Raw genomic sequence first — 21939 nt, 5'->3', positions numbered from 1 at the left:
AACCTCCGAGCATATTGCTCGCCAAAATTTTCTTTAGTTGTACAAAATTGTGTTTGTATGGAGAGAAGTCTAAAGCAAACATCTTCACCTCATCTAGAAGCGAATAACGGGTTATATAGTTTATTAGTGGGTGAAATTTTCAGACCTTGATCTAAATTTCAACAATGGGCCCTTGTGGTGACCTCGTGCCACTAATATGAATGTATGGTTTGCCGGAATCAGGGAGGTTGATCTGCAATCTGATTCGCTACAGATAGCAATATTCCGGTCAGTCTGACATAGCTCTGTCATTGAATTGCCACTGAAATGTCATAGCCTTTGCGGTATGAAGCTATCATTACGTTACAATGTTTTAAAAAATCCCTCATGCGAAACCCAATAAATTAGGAGCCGGCATGCTACGCCTATACAAAATTGCTCATGGCTTAATTAAAGAGATCAAGGTCGAAAGAGAGGAGTTAGCACATCATTTAAAGGAAGCAGACTGGATTGATGCGTTAGAGCCAGATGATGAGGAGCGAGCGTTGTTGGCTACCTTATTCAGTGATGAGGTACCTGATGTAGATGATGTCGAGGAAATTGAAGCATCGGCCCGTTGTTTTACCGATCAAGACGGTCTGCATGTGCATTCTTTATTTCTGGGCTATTCAGAAGGGCGGCACCATACAGTTTCAGTCGCATTTATTCTGCAGCAAGATAGATTGATTGCGATTCGTGATGGTGAATTAAGTGATTTTCGCCTGTTAAGGATGCGTGCCCGCCGTGGTCAGGTTAGTTGTGAGACGCCCACCGATTTATTGATTACGCTGCTGGAACAAAAAGTCGAGAATCATGCCGATAATCTGGAAGATATCCACCGTCAGTTGGAGCGGGTCAGTCATCTGGTTTTAGAAGATGAAAGTGCCGATCTGGAAGATGCCATCAGTCAACTGGCACGCCTTGAAGACAGTAACGGAAAGATCCGTCTTTGTTTGATGGATACTCAGCGTGATATTTCTTTTTTATTGCGTCATTTACGCGATCCGGGATCTTCTCGCGAAACCTTATACGAAATATTGCGAGATTTAGAGACATTGATGTCACATACGACTTTCCTATTCGACAAGATAAATTTCTTGATGGACTCCACCCAGGGTTTTATCAATATTCAGCAAGCACAGATCATTAAAACCTTCTCGATTGCCGCCGTGGTGTTTCTGCCACCGACATTAATTGCCAGTGTTTACGGGATGAACTTTAAATATATGCCGGAGCTGGAATGGAGCTTTGGTTATCCATTTGCCATTGGTTTGATGGTCGCGGCGGGCATGGCACCTTATCTTTATTTCAAACGTAAAGGCTGGTTGTAAAAATTTCATAGGAGTAAGACAGATGAGTCGACATTTTGATAAAGCAGAAGGTTTGAGCGAACAACATGATCCGGCGACCCATGATTATGTATTCAATCAGACCATGTTTCGCATTAAGGATCCAAAGCGAACACTGAAGTTTTATTCTGAAGTGATGGGCATGACCTTAATCAAACGCTTTGATTTTCCGGAAATGCAGTTCACCTTGTATTTCATGGCAGCTATTTCGCCTGAGCAACGTCAGGACTGGTCCGAAGATAATGATGAGCGTATCAAGCAAACCTTTGCTCGACCAGCTATGCTCGAATTAACCCATAACTGGGGTGATGAAGACAAAGAAGAACTGGCTTACCATAACGGCAATAGTGAGCCGCGAGGTTTTGGCCATATTGGTTTTGCGGTGCCGGATATTGATGCCGCCTGTGAACGTTTTGAAGCGTTTGGCGTACCGTTTGTAAAACGTCCCAATGATGGCAAGATGAAGGGCATCGCCTTTATTCAGGATCCAGATGGTTACTGGATTGAAATTTTCACTGCTGACCGTCAACCGACTTTGCTGAAAGATCATCTGGCGTAGACTCTTCCTGCCTATTAGAACCCAAACCAAGTGGTGGGCTGGCAAAAACCTGAATACGGTCAGGTAGTTTTTTCGCTTCATACATGGCTTCATCCGCATAACGTACTAACTGCATGGCGTTGCTGCCATGCAGTGGATATAAAGCGATACCAATACTGACGCCAACATGCAGGATTTTGCCATCTACTTCATAAGCGATGCTCAGACATTCACAGATTTTTTCTGCAGTTTGCTGGGCATTGGCTACATGATGAACATTTCGTAATAACACGACAAATTCATCGCCGCCAATGCGGCCGACTACATCAGCATCACGCAGGCATTGGCGGATCCGATTGGCAACTTGTTGCAACAATAAATCACCGATGGCGTGTCCATATTGGTCATTAACGGGTTTGAAATTATCCAAATCCAGAAACAATACCGCCAAAGCTTGTTGTTCCCGCTGGCTTAGCACAATTGCCTGATTAAGATGTTCGGTAAAACTGGCACGGTTGGGCAGTCCTGTCAGGGTGTCGTGAAGGGCCATATGCGACATGCGCTGCATCATCAGTTTATGTTCAGTTATATCTCTGGCGATCCCGGTATAGGAATTCACTTCACCTTGTTTGTTAAATAAAGGCGATGCGTTGCTGCGGTGCCAGCACCAGTGGCCATTAAAGTGTTTTATCCGATATTCAATACCACTGCGTTTTTGTTGGCTATGCCATACTTGCTGTAAAAAGCCATTGCAGGCAGATACATCATCTGGATGAATAAACTGTTCAATTGATTTGCCAATGACATCACTCAGCGGATGTCCCAGAATTTCTGTCCAGTTGGGTGAGGCATAGGTCAAAATGCCATCAGACGAGAGTGAATAGATGATGTCATTGGCATTTTCAACAAAAGCGCGAAACTTATTCTCGCTCTCAGCTAGTGCTGTTTCATAGTTTTTGCGTTGGGTAATGTCATTGCCATAGCCGGTCCAGACGATGGTGCCGTCAGTTTCCCTTAATGGCGTGTCATAGGCCTCTATCCAGATAGTTTGGCCATTTTTGAGAAGCATTCGAAATTCACTGTGCCACGCACTAGCCGTCTCGGCACATTCAATACTTTCGTTGATGACACGCTGATAATCATCCGGATGGATCATTTTCAATAACAACGAAGCATCTTCGGCAACCTGTTCATGGGTTACACCAAACAATGCTTCTAATTGCAAACTGGTATAGGTGTACTGAAATTTGCCATCAGGCTTTAAGCAAAGCTGATAGATAAAACCTGGTAAATAAGGAGAAACTGCACGTAAATGATCGAGTAACTGGTTGCCGTTTAGGATAGGTGAAGATTGTGGTCCATCTGATGAATTTTGCTTCATGCTTGAATAACACCATTGAATGTTAATTCAATAATAGGCTGATGCAGTAATGGCTTCAAGCATTTAAATGACTTAAAACAGATATGTTCAATTATTCCAGGCGGCAGGAAGATCGGCTTTCAGATGCTCAATAAACACTCTGGTTCGACGTGATAAATGCCCATGGGGATACATTAACCAAATGGGTAAGCTCGGTCCATTCCATTCTGGTAAGCATCTTTTTAGCGTATGCGGTTCGTTGGTTAATTTCAGTTCAGCCAACCAATCCGGATAAAAGCCCAACCCTTTACCACGGGCAACAGCATCGGCCTGCATCATAAACTGATCAGCGGACATGCGCGATGGTCTTACTGGCAATTTAAACGGTTTTTCCTCTGGATGGGTTAATGGTAATTCGTGTATTGATTGGTCAAGGGTGTCAATCCACTCATGTTCGATTAACTGGCGGGGATGGGTGATTTCAGCAGCCTGTTGCAAATAGTTAGGGCTGGCATAAATACCTTGGCTAAGCTGGCCCAGACATTCATGGCGTAAACCGTTATCACTGACTTTTCCCAGCCATAAGGTGACGGATTCTCCCTCGGTAGCATGTGGCAAACTAAAGCCGGTTCGCATTTTGAGATGTAATTTAGGATGCTCGGCCATCAATGTTTCCACTTTGTCGCTAAGCCAGCTGCAACTAAAGGCGTTATGAAACGTAAAGTTGAGCTCTCCACTTACTTCCATCTGCAGAGCATCCAAGGCCAACTGGCTTTGCTGAGCCAGATCAATAAATTGCTGGCAATAATCAGCAAATAATTGACCTGCCTGAGTAGGTATCAGCCGGTTTGATTCACGACGCAGTAATTTTTGGCCTACACGTTCCTCAAGTTGGGTAATACGTCGACTTAAGGTTGATTTTGGGATATCCAGTTGTTCGGCGGTAAACGTTAAACTGCCTGAGCGGATTATTTCAATAAAGGCGCTCACGGCTCTCATATCTGGCAAAACTGCACGATTTTTCATAATAGTCCTGTTCAGATTTTTGCAACGTGTTGTTGAGAAATAAATGCTTTTCAATGTAAATAATAAGCAATATCATTTGCATTTGATGAGTCACATTGTAGTGAATAAAAAGGATATTCACCACCTCTGGATCGCTGATTCACATATTTAATGTGTAGCTTAATCTTCGGTTGGTTAAGAAAGGATTAACGTCGTTACTTTCCTATACGCGAGTCGTATGAAACCGTTTTCGATTTATTGTTTGTTTGCCCTTTCCCGGTGCTACTGCCAAGTACGCCGGGTTTTTTTTGTCTGAATAAAGCTAAATTCGGCCGCGGTCATTTGCCACATAACATTTAAATCGCCACACTCTGATAACAAGGAGAAGAGTGATGCGAATCTTAACGAAGATGTTATGGATGAATTTGGCAATCTCGGCGACAGTTCACGCTGATGAGTCAGCCTTTAGCTACAACCTCTATAGTTCGATCAGGATGCAGGCGGAAATGGTGGCCCCTGATAATCAGCAAACTATGTCAGCCTATCGCAGTTTGCGTGATGCTTATTCTCGAGTCGGTTTTCATGCAGCGTATACGTTTTCTGAAAACACATCATTATTCACCCAGTTGGAGTTGCCCTTTGATAGCGCTAACTTTCGCTTTCGCGACTCATATGATCAAGGTGGAGTCGGGCGTGAAAAAGCTGAAAATATTCGCGTTGGTCTCATTGGGCTGAACAGTCAGGTCGGAACAATAACGATAGGGCAACAATGGATGCCTTATTACAACGCCATTACGTTTCCAGTTGATCAGTTCAGCAGTTTTTACAGCGGTTTTGCCACCTATACAACTTTTCGTGTGAAAGAAACACTCGCTTATGAAAGCCCCATGCTGAAAGGCTTTACCTTTGGAGGTTCCTATTCGACGGGTCATGGCAATATTCGCTCACCCTCAAGGATTGATGACCGCCGTATCCAAGCGGTAGTAAGCTATCAGTTAACCGATGCAATGCGTCTTGCTATCGGCATGGATGATCGCGGTAATGCCAGTGGCTACAAAGACATACTGTATGGCATGACGCTTTCTCATGCGAAAGGTCCATGGTCATGGGCAGTTAAATACGAAATTACCGATACCGACAATCCCAACAGTTTTTATGGAGATAAGGCTCAGGCTGTTAATTTATACAGTGCTTATTCTCATGGTAAAAACATCTACAAAATCATGCTTGCCAATGTTGAATCTTATGGTGAAGCTATTATTCATCTGGGAATCGATCATCGAATAAATGAGGATTTTCGATTATTTGCTGAGTTTTACCAAGAGCAGGAAACCGCCGCGATAACGAAAAAACAAGCAGGACTTGATGGTTTTGATGCAAATATCAGCGGAGGTAAGCTATTTCTGTTGGGATTTCGTTACGACCTGAATATGTAAAAACTCGCTCCAGCTGGAGCGAGTTTATTTGTTCAATCAGATGGTTTTAGCCTTTCGTCATTCAATTCGCCTTTATCGTTCAGCATCTCATCATGCGCTTGCATTTTCCATGGCAATATACCGGGCGAGATATGAATGAAATGCAGGTATTTTTCGAACTGATTCAAAATATCATCGATAACTTCCTGCTGATCGCAGTTAAACACATCATAAGCAGCACCACCTCTACGCATAAAAACTTCGGCGCGGTAATAGCGCTTATCACCGTCTTCATCGCTTGCCATCTGCGGGTAGGCAAAGGTAGGCATGGCGTAGCCGCGCATACGGATCTCATATATAAAATCGAGCTCCCCGTTACGCACTACCTCAATGTAGGCACGATGCTGGGTATCATCAAAAAACACGTTCACTGGCCAGCCTTTTTCCTGCAAGACCGTTTCAACTTTCTGCATGGCCGGGTGAGCTGTGGTTTTAATAAAATCGGCCACCTGCTGATAATCAGGATAATGAATTAATCCAGCCAAGCGCTTTTTCCAGTTACCGGGGCCGTGCTGTGAGCTATGCATATAAGCCGACAAACTGGCCTCACGGTGTCCTTCGATGGCCAGAGCCCGCCACATACCGATTGCAGCCAGTACCATAATGATGGCAAAGGGCAGTGCACTGGTAATACTCATAGTTTGCAAGGCGCTTAAGCCACCGGCAATTAATAAAGCCGCTGCCACCAAGCCTTCTAAAGTTGCCCAGAATACTCGCTGCCATACCGGTGTGACGCTGGATCCGCCAGATGCCAATGAATCAATCACTAATGAACCCGAGTCAGATGATGTGACAAAGAACGTCATGATCAGGATCACAGTAATAAACGACACTATCGATGTCAGCGGCAGACGTTCATATAGTTTGAATAACGCAATGGCAGTGTCATTCTGAACCTCGGTGATCAGCGCTGTGTAACCCTGATGCATAATCATATTAAGGGCGGTATCACCAAAAATGGAAAACCAGATAAAGGTGAAGATCGTCGGCACCAGCAAAACCCCGAACACAAACTGACGAATGGTTCGGCCACGACTTATCTTGGCAATAAACAGCCCGACAAAGGGCGCCCAGGCAATGGTCCAGCCAAAGATGAAAAGGGTCCAGTTACCAATCCAGTCACTGCGGGTATAGGCCTGTAGATTAAAGGTCCGTTCAACAATATTGTTTAGATAACTACCGGTATTCTGGAGAAAGGTTTCCAGAATCACGATGCTTGGTCCGGCGATAAACACAAATAACATCAGCGCTAAAGCCAATACCATATTGACGATAGAAAGTCGTTTAACCCCTTTATCAAGTCCGGCCACCACCGACAAAATCGCCAGCATTGTAATACCCGCTATGGTGACGACTTGTACAAAAGTACTGACTGGAATGCTGGGCCATAAATAATTCATCCCGGCATTGATTTGAGCCACCGAAAGCCCGAGCGTGGTGGCAATACCGAATAAGGTGCCGAGAATGGCAATAACATCAACCGTATGGCCGATTGGACCATAAATTCGTTCACCGATAAGTGGGTAGAGTGCCGAACGCATTGATAACGGCAAGCCATGGCGATAGGCAAAATAAGCTAACACCAGACCGGTCAGTCCGTAAATCGCCCAGATATGAAAGCCCCAGTGGAAAAAGGCAATTTGCATGGCTTGTTTCGCGGCATCAATGGTTTCTGGGGCGCCCTGTGGCGGGGAGGCGTAATGCAATACAGGTTCGGCCACACCGAAAAACAATAACGCTATGCCGTAACCAGCAGAAAACAACATCGCAAACCAGGCAGGAAAACTGTATTGCGGCTCAGCATGATCAGGGCCTAATTTAGTCTTTCCCCAGCTGGAGATCGCCACTGTCACAATAAATACCAGAAAGAAAGCAACCGCTAACATATAAAACCAGCCAAAGGTTTTGGTCATATAACTCAGCGTTGCGGCGAAAGCTTCACCAGCAAGTTCAGGATTACTGATGGTTCCTATCACCAATAACAGCGTGATAATAACTGCAGGCACAAAGACGGGTACCAAAATGGTGGATGGAATTTTCGATGACTTTATTTGCATGATCAAACTCCCTTTTTTGATTCCGAAGAATCACACGGGTCACGCAATATGAAGTCTTAAATGGACGCAACCGCCCAGTGCTGACAATGCAAAATGTTTAAAGAATGCTTACATCATCGGCATATTGCATGCCGTATAGGTATTGCAGAAAACACCGTACAAACTGAATAGAGTCTGTACGGTGAGATAGCTTGTCTAGCCTTTAGGACCGAGAAGAAACCAGAAGATAAAGCCGACTATCGGGAAAAATAATAATATTAAAATCCATAGCACTTTTGCCATCGTCCCGGCACCACTTTGTGCCACTTTGAGAATGGCCCAAATGATGATGATCAGCCAAATCAAGCCTAACAGGCCACCGACTTCAACGCCCATTTTGTCGCTCCTTTGCTAGTGAAATTAAGATTAATTCCACCCTAGCATAAACGATAAACGGTTTTTTTAACCAACTCTTTTCAGGGTGTTGCCGCTTCAATCACCTCGCCAGAGTAAGCTTTTAAGCCGCCGCCCAATGCTTTATAAAGTGTCAATTGATTGCGTAAACGCGCCAGTTGGGTATCAATTTGAGCTAATTGGGCATCAATATGGCTGCGTTGTGCATCCAATACTTCAAGGTAACTGTCGACCCCGGCATCATAGCGGATTTCAGCCAATTCCAGACTGCGGCCAGTGGCTTTTGTTAAGTCCTGTTGAGCAGTAAGCTGGGCATCGAGAGTGACCCGCGCCTGCATCTCATCTAACACTTCTTTGAATGCCTGCTGAATGGTTTCCTGATAGCGAGCAATATTGATATCTTTTTGCAATTCCGCCACATCAAGATTGGCTTCATTCACGCCCCAATCAAGCAATGGCAAAGATAACTGTGGAGAAATCTGCCAGGTTCGATTGCCCAGATTATTGATATCTGAAGGTGTAAAGCCGCCAACCCCCAACGAAGTTGTCAGACTAATACGAGGAAAAAATGCTGCTCTGGCGGCACCAATATTGGCATTAGCCGCTTTGACCTGATGTTCCGCCTGCATAACATCAGGTCTGGCTAATAATACTTCAGAGGAGAGATTCACCGGTAAATCTTGCAGTGTATGTGAGTCATCATTCCATTTAGCCGTCCATTGCTGGCGATCCAAAGTTTGGCCGACTAATAACTCCAATGCGGTAAAGTTCTGATTGGCCTGTTGTTGATATAAAGACTCTGCGATACGCGCTTCATGCAGAGCTGTTTCTGCTTGTCGTAAAGCAAGCTCTGATGCCAGACCAGATTCAAACCGCTTATTGATCAGCTCATAACTTTCTTCACGGGCTTCGCGAGTTGAGCGCGAGAATTCCAACTGGGCAATAGTTGCCTGCCAGCTGAACCAGGCATCAGCCACCTCAGATACTAGCGTTAACTGAATACTTCTACGGCTTGCCTCACTGGCCAGAAATTGTTCCAGAGCGGCTTGTTGCAAGCTGTCAATTCGACCGAAAAAGTCGATTTCCCAGGCTGAAACACCTACTCCGATTTGATACTCCTCATAAATCCCGCTTCCGGCTTGTCCGGTTGTGCTCAGGCTTTCAGGTATGCGTTGACGGGTAGCACTGGCGTTGGCGTTGACGGCCGGCAACAGTTCTGCCCGCTGGATTTTATACTGTGCACGCAGCTGCTCAACCTGCAATACCGTGGCGCGAAGGTTGCGATTATTTTCCAGTGATAAAGCAATCAATTGCTGTAATTGTTTGTCCTGATAAAATTCCTGCCAGCCGGTATCAGCGGCTAAAGATGCATCGACAATAGATTCACTGCTCTCCAACATCACAGGATTTGCTGGACGTTGATATTCAGGAATCATCGAGCATGCGCTGAGCATGGCTGACAATGTCATTACAGAAATCAGTTTCAATTTGGCGTTCATGCCGATTCTCCTTGAGGAACCTGCTGTTTGGCAGGCGTTTTACCAGTCATTTTGCTGGCTAATGTAAAGACCATCACAAAAAACATTGGAACAAAGAATATTGCCAGTCCTGTTGCGGTCACCATGCCACCAAATACCGCAGTACCAATGGCATTCTGGCTGGCGGAACCAGCACCAGTGCTGATCATCAATGGTGTAACACCTAACATAAAGGTTAAGGCTGTCATGGCAATGGGGCGTAAACGCATGCGCACTGCCTCCAATGTGGCATCCACCAAAGACAAACCGTCTTCATACAAGGTTTTGGCAAATTCAACAATCAAAATAGCGTTACGGGAGGATAGGCCTATCGTCGTTAACAGGCCAACCTGAAAATACACGTCATTGGACAGCTCGCGGCCAATTGCAAATAACACGGCACCAATAATGCCCAACGGCACGACTAACATCACTGAAAATGGTACGGTCCAGCTTTCATAGAGTGCTGCCAGACATAAAAATACCACCAGGATCGAAAGGCCATAAAGCAGCGGGGCTTGGTTACCAGATTGTTTCTCCTGGAATGAAATACCTGTCCATTCATAACCGATGCCGTCAGGTAGTCGGCTAATCAGCTCTTCCATTGCCAACATTGCTTCACCGGAGCTTACCCCTGGAGCACCTGCACCTTGAATATTGCGAGAGGATACCCCGTTGTAACGTTCGAGTCTTGGAGAGCCGTCAATCCAACGCCCACTGGTCAAGGCGGATAAAGGCACCATTTCGCCAAGATTATTGCGGACATACCATTTACCGACATCTTCCGGCATCATCCTGAACGAGGCATCACCTTGAATATAAACCTTTTTGACCCGCTGATTATCAATAAAATCATTGACGTAACTCGGTGCCCAAACAGTACTGAAAGTGCGGTTGATTTCAGCCAGCGGCACACCAAATGCAGCAGCCTTTTCATGATCGATATCAAACTTGAATTGAGGCGTGTCTTCCTGACCATTGGGACGAACGCCCATTAAACGATTGTCCTGTGCCGCCATGCCTAATAATTGATTACGGGCATTCATCAATGCATCATGACCCACACCGCCAATATCTTTTAATTGAAGACTAAAACCACTAGCGGTGCCCAGTTCGATGATCGGTGGCGGGACAAAAGGAAATACCATCGCATCTTTTATCTGGCTGAAAAAACCCATCGCCCGACCAGCAACTTGCTGGACATGTTGTTCAGGATTAGTACGCTCAGACCAATCTTTCATATTAACGAAGGCAATACCGTTATTTTGCCCCCGACCAGCAAAGCTGAAGCCGATGACCGAGAACACGGATTGGACATTCTCTGCTTCTTGATCGAGAAAAAAATCTTCAATCTGATTCATGACTTCCATCGACCGTTCTTTAGAAGCATTCGCTGGCAAAGTCATCTGATTAAACAAAATGCCCTGATCTTCCTCAGGCAGAAATGCTCCCGGCAATTTGGTAAATAAATATGCCAGTAAGGCTACAATGACCAAGTAGAGCAGTGCATAACGGCCCATTCTGGCCAGGATGTGTCGCACACTGCTTTGATAACCGTTACTCATTTTGTCAAAACCACGGTTAAACAGGCCGAAAAAACCACGTTTTTGATAATGCTCAGGATCGACAGGTTTTAATAGTGTGGCACATAATGCCGGTGTCAAAGTCAACGCCACCAATACTGATAATGCCATGGCGGAAACGACAGTAATGGAGAATTGTCGGTAGATAACACCGGTGGAGCCACCAAAGAAAGCCATTGGAATAAACACTGCCGAGACTACCAGCGCGATACCCACCAGAGCTCCGGTTATCTGGCCCATGGATTTACGAGTAGCTTCACGAGGCGATAAGCCATCTTCATGCATGACGCGTTCGACGTTTTCGACCACAACGATGGCATCATCAACCAGCAGACCGATCGCCAGCACCATACCGAACATGGTCAAAGTATTTATTGAAAAGCCAAAGGCATAGAGAATGGCAAAAGTACCCAGTAAGACAACTGGTACAGCAATAGTGGGAATCAAGGTGGCACGGAGATTCTGTAAAAACAGATACATCACCAGAAACACCAGAATAATGGCTTCAATCAGCGTTTGTACAACACTCTCGATCGAGAGTTTTACAAACGGTGTCGTGTCATAGGGATAAACCGTCTCAAGACCCTGAGGAAAGAATGGCTGCAACTCTGCCAGTCGGTCCCGAACGCCTTGGGCAGTATCCAATGCATTGGCACCAGATGCTAGTGTAATGGCTAATCCGGCAGCTGTTTGACGGTTATATTCGGTTTCAAACTGGTAGTTTTCACCGCCTAGCTCAATTCGGGCAATATCTCCCATGCGAATCTGTGAGCCATCTTCATTGACACGCAATAAGATATTGCTGAACTGTTCTGGTGTTTCCAGTTGGGTTTGTACTATCAAACTGGCGTTAATTTGTTGGCCTGGAATCGCCGGAGCACCACCCAATTCACCGGCAGCAATCTGTACGTTTTGCGCCTGTATAGCGCTGACCACATCATCACTGGTCAAGTTGTAATGCGCCATGCTGTCAGCATTTAACCAGATCCGCATCGCGTATTGAGAACCAAATATCTGAATCTGACCGACACCATTCACCCGGCTTAAGGGCTCCTGAATGGTACCTCCCACAAAGTCGGCGATATCATATTTATCCATCTGGCCGTTAGTTGAAACAAAGCCAATCACCATCATAAAGCCCAGTCCGGCTTTATTTACCTGAATACCTTGCTCTTGAACAATGGTTGGCAATAATGGCATAGCTGATTGAAGCTTGTTCTGCACTTGAACCTGTGCAATATCAGGATCTGTACCCGGTTCAAAAGTGATGTTGATTTCACCAACACCACTAGAGTCACTGGTGGACGACATATAAAGCATATTGTCCAGACCAGTCATATTTTGTTCGATGACCTGTATGACAGTATTTTCCAATGTCTGAGCCGCAGCGCCCGGGTATTCCACGCGAATATTAATCGATGGTGGGGCAACTTCCGGATATTGTGAAACGGGTAACTCAAAAATTGCCAATATACCGGCAAGCATAATCAGGATCGAAATAACCCAGGCAAATACCGGACGGTCTATAAAAAACCTTGCCATGTTAAGACTCCGTTCCGTTATTCATCGGGGCTTGCTGTTCATTATTGTCAATTTCAACGGTCGCCTCCGGGGCTATTTTCTGCAAGCCGCTGACAATCAGACGATCACCCTCTGCCAAGCCCTCATCGACCAACCAATATTGGCCAACTTCACGGCGAATTTTCAGTCGACGAACTTCTACCTGATTATTTTCATTGACGATCATTGCTGAAGCATTACCTTCACGATCAAATGTTACGCCTCGTTGTGGTGCCAGCAGTGCGTTATCAATGGATGCTTCTACCATATCTGCCCGTACGAACATTCCTGGCAGCAATAAGCCTTCAGGGTTCGGGAACAGGGCACGAATCACAATACTGCCGGTTGATTCCTGAACATTTACTTCTGAAAATTTCAGCTCACCAGTATGTTCATATTGACTGTTGTCTTCTAATGTCAGTGTGACAGTAGGAGCTGCCGCATTATCAATCTTGTTTTCAATCAATTGCTTACGCAGACTTAGCAGCCGTTTAGAGGGTTGGGCAATATCGACATAAATAGGGTCGATTTGCACAATCGTGGCTAACAGATCTGCCTGTTGGGCTGTGACTAACGCACCTTCGGTCACATTAGAACGACCAATCCGTCCACTGATTGGGGCATTCACTTTGGTATAGCGAAGATTAATTTGTGCTGTTTCAATATTGGCTTTGGCAACAGCAACTTCAGCCTGAGATTGTAAGAAAGCCGCTAAAGCATCGTCATAATCCTGTTGGCTGATTGCTTTATTGTCGATCAAACCTTTAAAGCGTTCTTCACGTGCTTTAGTTGATTGCAGGTTGGCTTCAGCTCTTGCCAGTTCGGCTCTCGCCATTTGCAATGCAGCCTGAAAAGGTGCTGCATCTATTTGGTAGAGTTGTTGTCCAGCCTCAACATCAGCACCTTCTTCAAACAGACGTTTTTCGATAATGCCATTTACCTGTGGACGCACCTCTGCCTGACGAAACGCGATAGTTCGTGCGGGCAATTCGGTGGTCAAAGTCACCGGCTGTTTGATTAAAGTCACCACATTTACTTTTGCTGGTGGCGGAGCACTGTTTGCGTCTTGAGTAGTGTTTTGCTCAGATTGACATGCCACTAATGCGAACATTACTAAACTACTTAAAATGATCTGGTTAATATTAAGCTTGAAGCGTGGCATGTATTACTCCTGTGGGAATTGTCCGTCTGTATTTTTTGAAGCGGGACCTGCAATAGCATCCCAGCTAGCATCGATGATGTGTGTTAGTTGCTCACTATCAACTTTGATAAGTTGTAGTAAATGCTGACGTGCCAGAAACAGATAAGGTTCAATACTAAAACTGATCAGAATATCGTCAGGCAGGTTTTTGATCTTTTGTGTTTTACGTCCCTGTTCGAACAGCTGCCTGAGCGGCTGTAGCCCATCCCAGGCATGGCTGTGCTGGCTGCGTAAAACATCCGGTGGCAAATGATCAAATTGTGCTTTGCAATGGGTGATGCAAGAGTTTTCGATACAAAAGCGCCAAATATTGAAACAGATATGTTGATACTGTTGTTTAAGCGGCAACTTTGGATCATGTCCAACAAGCGTGGCTTTGACAAAATCATTAATGATTTGGGTGTTTAATTCACGGATAAGATCTTCTCGATCTTTGAAATATAAATAAATCGTTCCCGTCGCAACGCCAGCCTCTTCAGCCAGTTGTTTTATGGAAAATCCATGAAAACCATATCGAGCAAGCAATTTGATGGTGGCGCAGAAAATGGCTTCGCGTTTATCTGGATTTGGCTTGGCTGGTGACATAAATAACTTATTATGAATGAACGTTCATTCATAATATACATGATCTAAGTTAAGGTAAAGTTAACAAAAGTAAAAATAATCTATGAAAAATAGATAGCTGGCAGCTCAATATCACTTTGTTAATTATTATCGAAGCTGTGGGATAAAGTGGATAAGCAAAATAAAAATTTCAAATCAGGTCAAAGGACAATACTTTTCAACATCCAAAAAAAAACCACTTTACCGATTACGGCAAAGTGGTTTTTCGTGTTAGATATTGTGTGGACTATGGTGAGAAGGATGAACCGCAACCACAAGTTGTCGTGGCATTCGGATTACGAATCACAAATTGAGAACCTTCAACCCCGTCGGTGTAATCGATCTCAGCGCCGACCAAATACTGGTAGCTGGCAGGATCGATCAGTAATGTCACACCGGCTTTTTCAACTTCCGTATCACCTTCACTGACTTCTTCTTCAAAAGTAAAACCATATTGAAATCCGGAGCAACCACCGCCAGTAATAAAAACGCGCAGTTTTAATTGGTCATTACCTTCTTCAGCGATGAGTTCACTGACTTTTGCTGCGGCTGAATCGGTGAAAAGAACTGGACTTGGCATTTCGCTAGTCATGTTTTACTCCGTATATATCTAGAATTGTTCATTTATTATCCAATTCTGACTAAAATAGTCAAGTATTAGGGTCTGTTTATCTTTCATCCTCACTTTTGTTGTGACGAAAAAACAGTCTCCAGCAGTGGAGGTGAATAAAGAGAAATAGACCCTAAGATTTTTGTTCCAGGTTTAAATTGGGATCGGCGGGAGTATGGTCAAGATTTAAATTGGACTCTTCTGCCTCACCAACATGAATCAATTGACCATTTACCTCGCTGCCCATCGCAACTTCTAATAACTTATAAAACACATTACCGTTGATGCGTGCTTTTGAAGCGAGCTCGACATGTTCTGCAGCATAGATATGGCCTTTGACCTCACCATTGATCAGTTGAAACGGTACTCTGATTTCGCCCTCGATGCGGCCTTTTTCGCTCAGTGTCAGTAATGCTGCTTCACCCTCGTCTGCAGTAATGTTACCGGTGATGACGCCATCAATTCTTAACCCGCCACTGAAGTGAACGTCACCTTTGATATGCGTGTTTTCACCAATTAAGGTGTCAATTCGAGCGGCTTTACGTTGTTTCTGCTTTTTGCTTTTGAACATGAATTACCTCATTGCCCGACTGACGTGTCGATATGCCAATCAAAGCTACGTGAAATTAAAATTTTGTCTTTCTGGCGCAAATCGACGCTGATTTGCTCCGGCTCAGGGAGTTCGGTCAAATTAAATACGCCTTCAATAACTTGAACATGGCGTAGATTCAGCGGATGTTCAGTCACATTCAGTTCAATTGCTTTGGCTTTTTTGCCTTCACCTTCAATATTTTGCAAACGGATAAAGATTTCGCCGGTAATCGGTTCACTAATATTTTTGCCCTGAGTGATAACCAGACGATAGCGAAGTTGTTCCGGGTTTTCTGCATCAGGACGTAACTGCAAATCACGGATCTGTAATTCGCTGGTACTGTTGCCTTGGGTGATGTTTTGATAAAAAAGCAGTTCTTTGTCGAGATCAATGACTTTCTTCTGCAATTGTTCCAGCCGGTTTTGTAACTGCTGCGCCGTTGCCTGATGCATAGCTTTAACCTGTTGCTGATTTTGCAGTAACTCTGTCTGCTGCATCAACTGTGTTTTCATCGATGCAAGCTGTTCGGTCATCTGTTTATTTTGTTCAACCAGCCGGGCTTTATCGCCACTGTCGTGATTAAACCAATACCATTGGATAAGTCCGGTAATTACGATTGCAAATACAATCCAGAAAATAAACCGCAGAGGGCGTTTCGGTTGAATAACATAATTATCCAATGGCGAAGTCATCAGGGAAGTGTCGCAATTTGATTAATACCGGCGCGTTCATCAAGGCCAAACATGATATTCATATTTTGGATTGCCTGTCCGGAAGCGCCTTTCACCAGATTATCAATAACCGACAACACCACCACCGTATCGGCGTTTTCGGGTTGATGTACCGCGATTCTGCAGACATTGGCTCCCCGAACACTGCGTGTTTCAGGGTGGGAACCGGCGGGCATCACATCGACAAACGGTTCATCAGCAAAACGCTGTTCAAACAGCTCTTGCAAATCAGTTGCTTTGAGTAATTGTCCGTAAAGCGTGGCGTGAATACCCCGAATCATCGGAGTTAAATGCGGCACAAATGTCAGCCCGACATCGGAGCCATTCATCTGGTTTAGACCTTGCCGAATTTCAGGTAAATGACGATGACCTGCCACCGCATAAGCTTTCATATTTTCACTGGCCTCGGTCAGCATCGTACCAATACTGGCTTTGCGTCCGGCACCGCTGACGCCAGATTTGGCATCGGCAATTAAATGTTTTGGGTCTATCAGGCCTGCTTCCAGTAATGGCATATAGCCTAACTGGACGGCTGTTGGATAGCAGCCGGCAACCGCGACTAATTGTGCTTCGCGAATTTTTTCACGATTCAGTTCAGGCAGCCCGTAAACAGCCAGCTCGGCAAGATGTGGACAAGTATGAGGTGTTGCGTACCATTTCTCCCACAGCGGAATATTTTTCAGTCGGAAGTCTGCGGATAAATCAATTACCCGAACACCACGATCGATTAACGCCGGCACGCTGGCCATCGCCACGGTATGAGGCGTAGCAAAGAACACCACATCACAGGCAGCTAAGGCATCGTCATCCGGAACCGTGAAGCAGATATCAACATGACCACGCAAATTGGGATACATGTCACTCACCGGCATGCCCGCTTCGCTGCGAGAGGTGATAACTTCCAAAGAGACATGCGGATGTACCGCTAATAACCGGAGCAATTCGACACCGGTATACCCCGTGCCGCCGACAATTCCTACTTTAATCATACCCATTCTTTAATGTTGGTCAGGTGCCACATCATAAAAGAGCTGTGGCGAAATCTAAAGCTTTACCGTATTAAACTGTTGCTCTAATTCGTATTTTCGATTGAGAAAAAACAAACTGGAATAAGGCGCTTTAGGCACAAACTGTAACTTATCAATAAAATAAAATGCTGGTTTATGACCATTATGTTGTTGAAATAATTCAGCAAGGATTGTACTTAACTGCGGATCACCCAGATCGGTTTTCACCAGCTGCGAATCGATTTTTAATGCCAGTTGGGCACCGGTGATTTGCCAGATAATTGATAAGCTCGCCGAGGCAGGACGAAGCGGTTTGATGGCATTTATCTGCCAGCGCTGCTGTTGTCTCAGTAACTGATAACAATCACAACGTATCACTGTTTCAGCCACGCTGTTATTAATAAACTGTTTCAGTTGAGCCAGGATCAGCGATTCCGAAACCGGCGGATAAGAAAATTGCTGTAACCGACCCAGTTCATCGACTACATATACTTCTGTGGTGTCTGTCTGCCTGTAGGCAAATAAACTGACGCTCTGTTGCTGTTGATATAACAGCAAAGCGTTAAACAGATTGTCAGTATCCAGATAGCTGTCGACCCGACTTGGCAGATAAAGTTTTTGTTCTTCAGCAAGCGCCTGATTCAGCGTTTTCCCGGCGGCGAATGGCTTTATCTGTAATGCTCCATCGTGCCATTGAATCTGTAATAAACGATCACCAAGCGTCAGCAGATAACGACCCTGCTGAGGATGATATTGATAGTGCATCAATACCGCTTCAAACAGTCCCTGCAAACGTTTGTTGATCGCCTGACCAAAGAATCCGGTGCCGCACCAGCACAGAATATGACTGCTCAACTGTGTGGCAGGCTGCCATTTGAGTGTCTGGCTGAGAGCTTCAGCGACGGCATTCACACCATCAAACCGATAGTGATGCCATTGTCCCCAACTGCTAAAAACCAACAGCTCCAGACTATTCACCAGATTCTGTCGGCTGGAGGTATAACTCAAAGGATCATTATTCAGACTCGCCATCTGTACTGCGCCGGTTTGCTGGATCTCGCTGCCGGTGGTTTGCAGATTGGCAAATAACATTAATTGTTGTGCTTTAGCTGGCTGCTGAAAGGCTTCGCTGCTCACCTCAAACTGAGTCAGTGGCAAGGTTGATTTCAACAAGGTCTGGGTCAGTTCCAGCACCAGATTGATATTTATCTGGTGTTTTTGATCGGCCACTCTCAACCAGCTGCGGGTGGTGAGAATATTGTTGCGTACCGCCCAAACCAGCAGATGTACCAGAGAGCTATGTTGATATAGGCCAACCTGTTTTGCATCACTGAGTGGGATAGTGCTGAGTATCCAGTCGGGTTGGTCAATGAAACGATACAGGTATAATTGCTCCGGTCCATTGGACATCTGCATTGCTATCGGTAACTGTTCGATAGCGGAGTCGGTATTGTCGAGATTAAGAGCGAGCAGCTTTTCCAGCTCATCGAGTTGATCAGCGGCGCTGATTAAATGCTGATTGGCAAATTGCTGCAAATCCAACAGAAAACTCTGCAATTTGGGCAATAGATTCGACCACCACTGTTGACGCTGCGGGTAGCTCCAGCTGGCGCGACTATCTTCAATTTTCAACGTCTCAGCTGACCAGTCCCATTGTGATTGTATGTTTTGCATACTAAAGCGTCGCCATGCAAATTGAGGATGATTAACCTGTTGTGACAATCTCTCACCACACAGCGCATAAAAAGCCTGTCGGGCAATTTGTTGATCACTGTTTATTGCAGATTGTTCTATCTCGGCTAGCTTTAAGCTGGCCGGTTCTACCCGCATGCTATCGGTTTCACCTTGTTCAACTTGCTGTTTATAACGCTCAGATAACGGAATGACAGTGGGAAATAGCGATAATTGATGCTGCAAAAAGACGAGATCCAACAACGCAGTGACATCACCTAACAGGCTTTTTTTGAAAACCTGACAAGCTTCATTGAACAGTGCCAAAGCTTCAACTGATGAGTCAAAACCAAAGTCCAGCAGACTGATCTGGGTTAAGCCTCGTTGCGACAGTAACCGTTCGGCAATTTGCGGGTAGCTGAGTTGTTCTTCGCTGGTGAGCAACCACCAAAGTGGCGCACTACCGGCGATACAAAGTCCTTGAAGATAAAACTGTTGTCTCTCTGTAGCGGAAATAGCGGTGTTGCGACATTGTGTTTCATCGAGTAAGCGGAATCGTAAAGTAATCCCCAGTGTCGCCGCCCACTGGGTGATGCCTTCAGCTTTGCTTTGCAACACTGCCAACTGATCGGTTTTTAAGGTGGCGTGATGTACCAGCCATATATCAAAGCTGGCTGGTTCCGGATAACGAATTTGTCCTGCCGGATTGAGCAGATAAACACCACGTAAAGCATAACGACGTAATGCCTTGCGGCGATGGATAAAATTTCGATTCAGACTGATAGCACTGTGCAGCGCTTCGTTATCCGGTTGGTAATCCATAATGCCTGCCGGACAGTCATCACTGACATAGCCCGGCAGTAGTTTATGGTTAATATGAAACAACAATGGCAACAGGCGATAAAACATCGCCTGTTTGGGGGGCGCCAGCTCTATTAATCGACTGATTCGGGCGCGGTTATGTGCCTGAAATACGCGTAGAGCCTGGGCGCGATCCACAAGTTACTCAAACTTAGTGGCGGAAATGCCGCATGCCGGTAAATACCATCGCAATGCCATGCTCATCTGCAGCCGCAATGACTTCGTCATCCCGCATGGAGCCGCCGGGTTGAATAACCGCACTGATACCGGCTTCTGCTGCGGCATCAAGACCATCACGGAATGGGAAAAAGGCATCTGATGCCATCACCGCGCCAGGAACTGTTAAGCCGGCATCATTCGCTTTAATACCCGCAATACGGCTGCTGACTACACGACTCATTTGACCAGCACCAATGCCAACGGTTTGCTGATTTTTGGCATAAACAATGGCATTGGATTTAACAAATTTGGCGACGCGCCAGGCAAACATCAGATCGGCAAGTTGTTGTTTGTTTGGTTGCAGTTTGGTGACAACTTTTAATTCTGCTTCTGTGACAATCTGGATATCACGATCCTGAACCAGTAAACCGCCAGTCACCCGTTTGAAATCAAAATCGGTAGCTGGAGTGGATGGGAAGTCGCCACTGCAAAGCAAACGTACATTTGCTTTACCAGCAACGACCGCTTTGGCGGCATCACTGATTTTTGGGGCGATAATCACTTCAACAAACTGACGGTCAATAATAGCCTGGGCTGTTTTGGCATCCAGTTGACGGTTAAAGGCAATAATGCCGCCAAACGCCGAAGTTGGATCGGTTTGATAGGCCAGATCGTATGCGGTCAGCAAATCATCTGCGGTGGCGACACCACAGGGGTTAGCATGTTTGACGATTACACAGGCCGGTTTGTCGTTAAAGACTTTGACACATTCCAGTGCCGCATCGGTATCAGCGATATTGTTATAGGACAATTCCTTGCCCTGCAGCTGAATGGCAGCACCGATGGAGCCGGTTTCAGCCTGTTTTTCAACATAAAAAGCGGCTTTCTGATGCGGGTTTTCACCATAACGCATGGCTTGTTTAAGCTGGAACTGGCTATTAAATGTGCGTGGGAATGCAGCTTTACTTTTATCTGCTTGGATGGTGCCAAGATAATTGGCAATCGCACCATCGTAATGTGCCGTGTGTTCAAAGGTTTTCAAAGCCAGATCAAAACGGGTGTGATCATCAGTCCCACCGTGCGCTTGAATCTGTTCAATCACCCGAGCGTAGTCAGCTGGATCAACTACCACAGTCACATCATTATGGTTTTTTGCAGCTGCACGCAACATGGTCGGCCCACCGATATCGATGTTTTCAATGGCATCTTCCAACGGACAATCTTCACGCGCCACAGTGGCTTCAAAGGGATATAAGTTCACCACCACCAAATCAATCGGCGCGATGTCATGCTGTTGCATGATGCTGTCATCTTTACCGCGACGACCCAGCAGGCCACCGTGAATTTTCGGATGCAGGGTTTTGATACGGCCATCCATCATTTCCGGAAAACCAGTATGTTCGGAGACTTCTTTAACGTTGAGACCGGCTTCGCTAAGCAATTTAGCGGTGCCACCAGTCGACAGTAATTCAACGTTCAAATCTTGTAATTGTTTGGCAAATTCAACAATGCCGGTTTTGTCAGAAACACTCAACAGTGCGCGTTTAATCGAGTTCATCAGGATTCCAGATTGAGATTCAGGCTTGATTACAAGCCGTATTGCTTGAGTTTTTTTCGCAGGGTGCCGCGGTTAATGCCCAGAATTTCGG

18 protein-coding genes are annotated in these 21939 nt (G+C 45.4%); 3 read left to right on the top strand and 15 right to left on the bottom strand.

Annotation, left to right across the window (positions count from 1 at the left end; all coding sequences use genetic code 11):
• Positions 1-395 precede the first annotated feature (395 nt).
• A complete protein-coding gene (gene corA, locus Q7V21_RS03175; RefSeq protein WP_304915894.1) occupies positions 396-1349 on the top strand; it encodes a magnesium/cobalt transporter CorA in 954 nt (317 codons plus the stop codon).
• A gap of 22 nt (positions 1350-1371) precedes the next feature.
• Positions 1372-1926: a lactoylglutathione lyase gene (gloA, locus tag Q7V21_RS03170; protein ID WP_304915893.1), complete on the top strand. Its 555-nt coding sequence runs from the start codon at positions 1372-1374 to the stop codon at positions 1924-1926.
• Here the strand turns inward: gloA and Q7V21_RS03165 are convergent.
• Both Q7V21_RS03165 and Q7V21_RS03160 read right to left on the bottom strand, forming a co-directional pair.
• On the bottom strand, positions 1880-3286 hold the full coding sequence (locus tag Q7V21_RS03165) for a sensor domain-containing diguanylate cyclase (protein ID WP_304915892.1): 1407 nt from the start codon (positions 3284-3286) through the stop codon (positions 1880-1882). The two genes, gloA and Q7V21_RS03165, sit on opposite strands and share 47 nt — an antisense overlap.
• An 87-nt stretch (positions 3287-3373) precedes the next feature.
• Positions 3374-4291, bottom strand: a complete 918-nt coding sequence (locus tag Q7V21_RS03160) for a LysR family transcriptional regulator (protein WP_304915891.1) — start codon at positions 4289-4291, stop codon at positions 3374-3376.
• Positions 4292-4662: 371 nt separating this feature from the next.
• On the opposite strand from Q7V21_RS03160, the gene Q7V21_RS03155 reads away from it, so the two are divergent.
• Positions 4663-5706, top strand: a complete 1044-nt coding sequence (locus tag Q7V21_RS03155; RefSeq protein ID WP_304915890.1) for a porin — start codon at positions 4663-4665, stop codon at positions 5704-5706.
• Positions 5707-5738: 32 nt separating this feature from the next.
• On the opposite strand, the gene Q7V21_RS03150 is transcribed toward Q7V21_RS03155, so the two are convergent.
• The 13 genes from Q7V21_RS03150 to Q7V21_RS17885 all read right to left on the bottom strand — a co-directional run.
• Positions 5739-7802, bottom strand: a complete 2064-nt coding sequence (locus tag Q7V21_RS03150) for a BCCT family transporter (RefSeq protein ID WP_304915889.1) — start codon at positions 7800-7802, stop codon at positions 5739-5741.
• Positions 7803-7997: 195 nt separating this feature from the next.
• A complete protein-coding gene (locus Q7V21_RS03145) occupies positions 7998-8177 on the bottom strand; it encodes a PLDc N-terminal domain-containing protein (RefSeq protein ID WP_304915888.1) in 180 nt (59 codons plus the stop codon).
• A gap of 80 nt (positions 8178-8257) precedes the next feature.
• The gene (locus tag Q7V21_RS03140) at positions 8258-9694 is read right to left on the bottom strand and encodes an efflux transporter outer membrane subunit (RefSeq protein WP_304915887.1); all 1437 of its coding nucleotides are present in this window, start codon (positions 9692-9694) and stop codon (positions 8258-8260) included.
• Positions 9691-12837, bottom strand: a complete 3147-nt coding sequence (locus Q7V21_RS03135; protein ID WP_304915886.1) for an efflux RND transporter permease subunit — start codon at positions 12835-12837, stop codon at positions 9691-9693. Before Q7V21_RS03135 ends, Q7V21_RS03140 begins: the two co-directional genes overlap by 4 nt.
• A 1-nt stretch (position 12838) precedes the next feature.
• Positions 12839-14017 (bottom strand): efflux RND transporter periplasmic adaptor subunit, encoded by a 1179-nt coding sequence (locus Q7V21_RS03130; protein ID WP_304915885.1) that lies wholly within the window; start codon positions 14015-14017, stop codon positions 12839-12841.
• 3 nt (positions 14018-14020) lie between these two features.
• Positions 14021-14641: a TetR/AcrR family transcriptional regulator gene (locus Q7V21_RS03125; protein ID WP_304915884.1), complete on the bottom strand. Its 621-nt coding sequence runs from the start codon at positions 14639-14641 to the stop codon at positions 14021-14023.
• A gap of 265 nt (positions 14642-14906) precedes the next feature.
• Entirely contained in the window at positions 14907-15251 is a 345-nt protein-coding gene (gene erpA / locus Q7V21_RS03120) for an iron-sulfur cluster insertion protein ErpA (protein WP_304915883.1), read from the bottom strand.
• A gap of 151 nt (positions 15252-15402) precedes the next feature.
• Complete coding sequence (locus Q7V21_RS03115) at positions 15403-15840, bottom strand: polymer-forming cytoskeletal protein (RefSeq protein WP_304915882.1); 438 nt, start codon at positions 15838-15840, stop codon at positions 15403-15405.
• Between the two features lie 8 nt (positions 15841-15848).
• Positions 15849-16553 carry a DUF6776 family protein gene (locus tag Q7V21_RS03110; RefSeq protein ID WP_304915881.1) on the bottom strand — a complete coding sequence of 235 codons (705 nt, stop codon included), beginning with the start codon at positions 16551-16553 and terminating at the stop codon, positions 15849-15851.
• Positions 16553-17581, bottom strand: coding sequence for an N-acetyl-gamma-glutamyl-phosphate reductase (gene argC / locus Q7V21_RS03105; RefSeq protein WP_304915880.1), 1029 nt, complete (start codon positions 17579-17581; stop codon positions 16553-16555). The genes Q7V21_RS03110 and argC overlap by 1 nt, the downstream gene beginning before the upstream one ends.
• A 54-nt stretch (positions 17582-17635) precedes the next feature.
• On the bottom strand, positions 17636-20269 hold the full coding sequence (locus Q7V21_RS03100; protein WP_304915879.1) for a class I adenylate cyclase: 2634 nt from the start codon (positions 20267-20269) through the stop codon (positions 17636-17638).
• A 13-nt stretch (positions 20270-20282) separates the two neighbouring features.
• Complete coding sequence (gene purH / locus Q7V21_RS03095; RefSeq protein WP_304915878.1) at positions 20283-21848, bottom strand: bifunctional phosphoribosylaminoimidazolecarboxamide formyltransferase/IMP cyclohydrolase; 1566 nt, start codon at positions 21846-21848, stop codon at positions 20283-20285.
• A gap of 29 nt (positions 21849-21877) precedes the next feature.
• On the bottom strand, positions 21878-21939 hold a 62-nt coding region (locus tag Q7V21_RS17885; protein WP_370654040.1), incomplete at its 5' end, for a helix-turn-helix domain-containing protein.

Source organism: Methylophaga sp., from assembly GCF_030651745.1.
The sequence above is the reverse complement of the archived record's forward strand: the minus strand, read 5'-3'. Positions and strand labels throughout refer to the sequence as shown.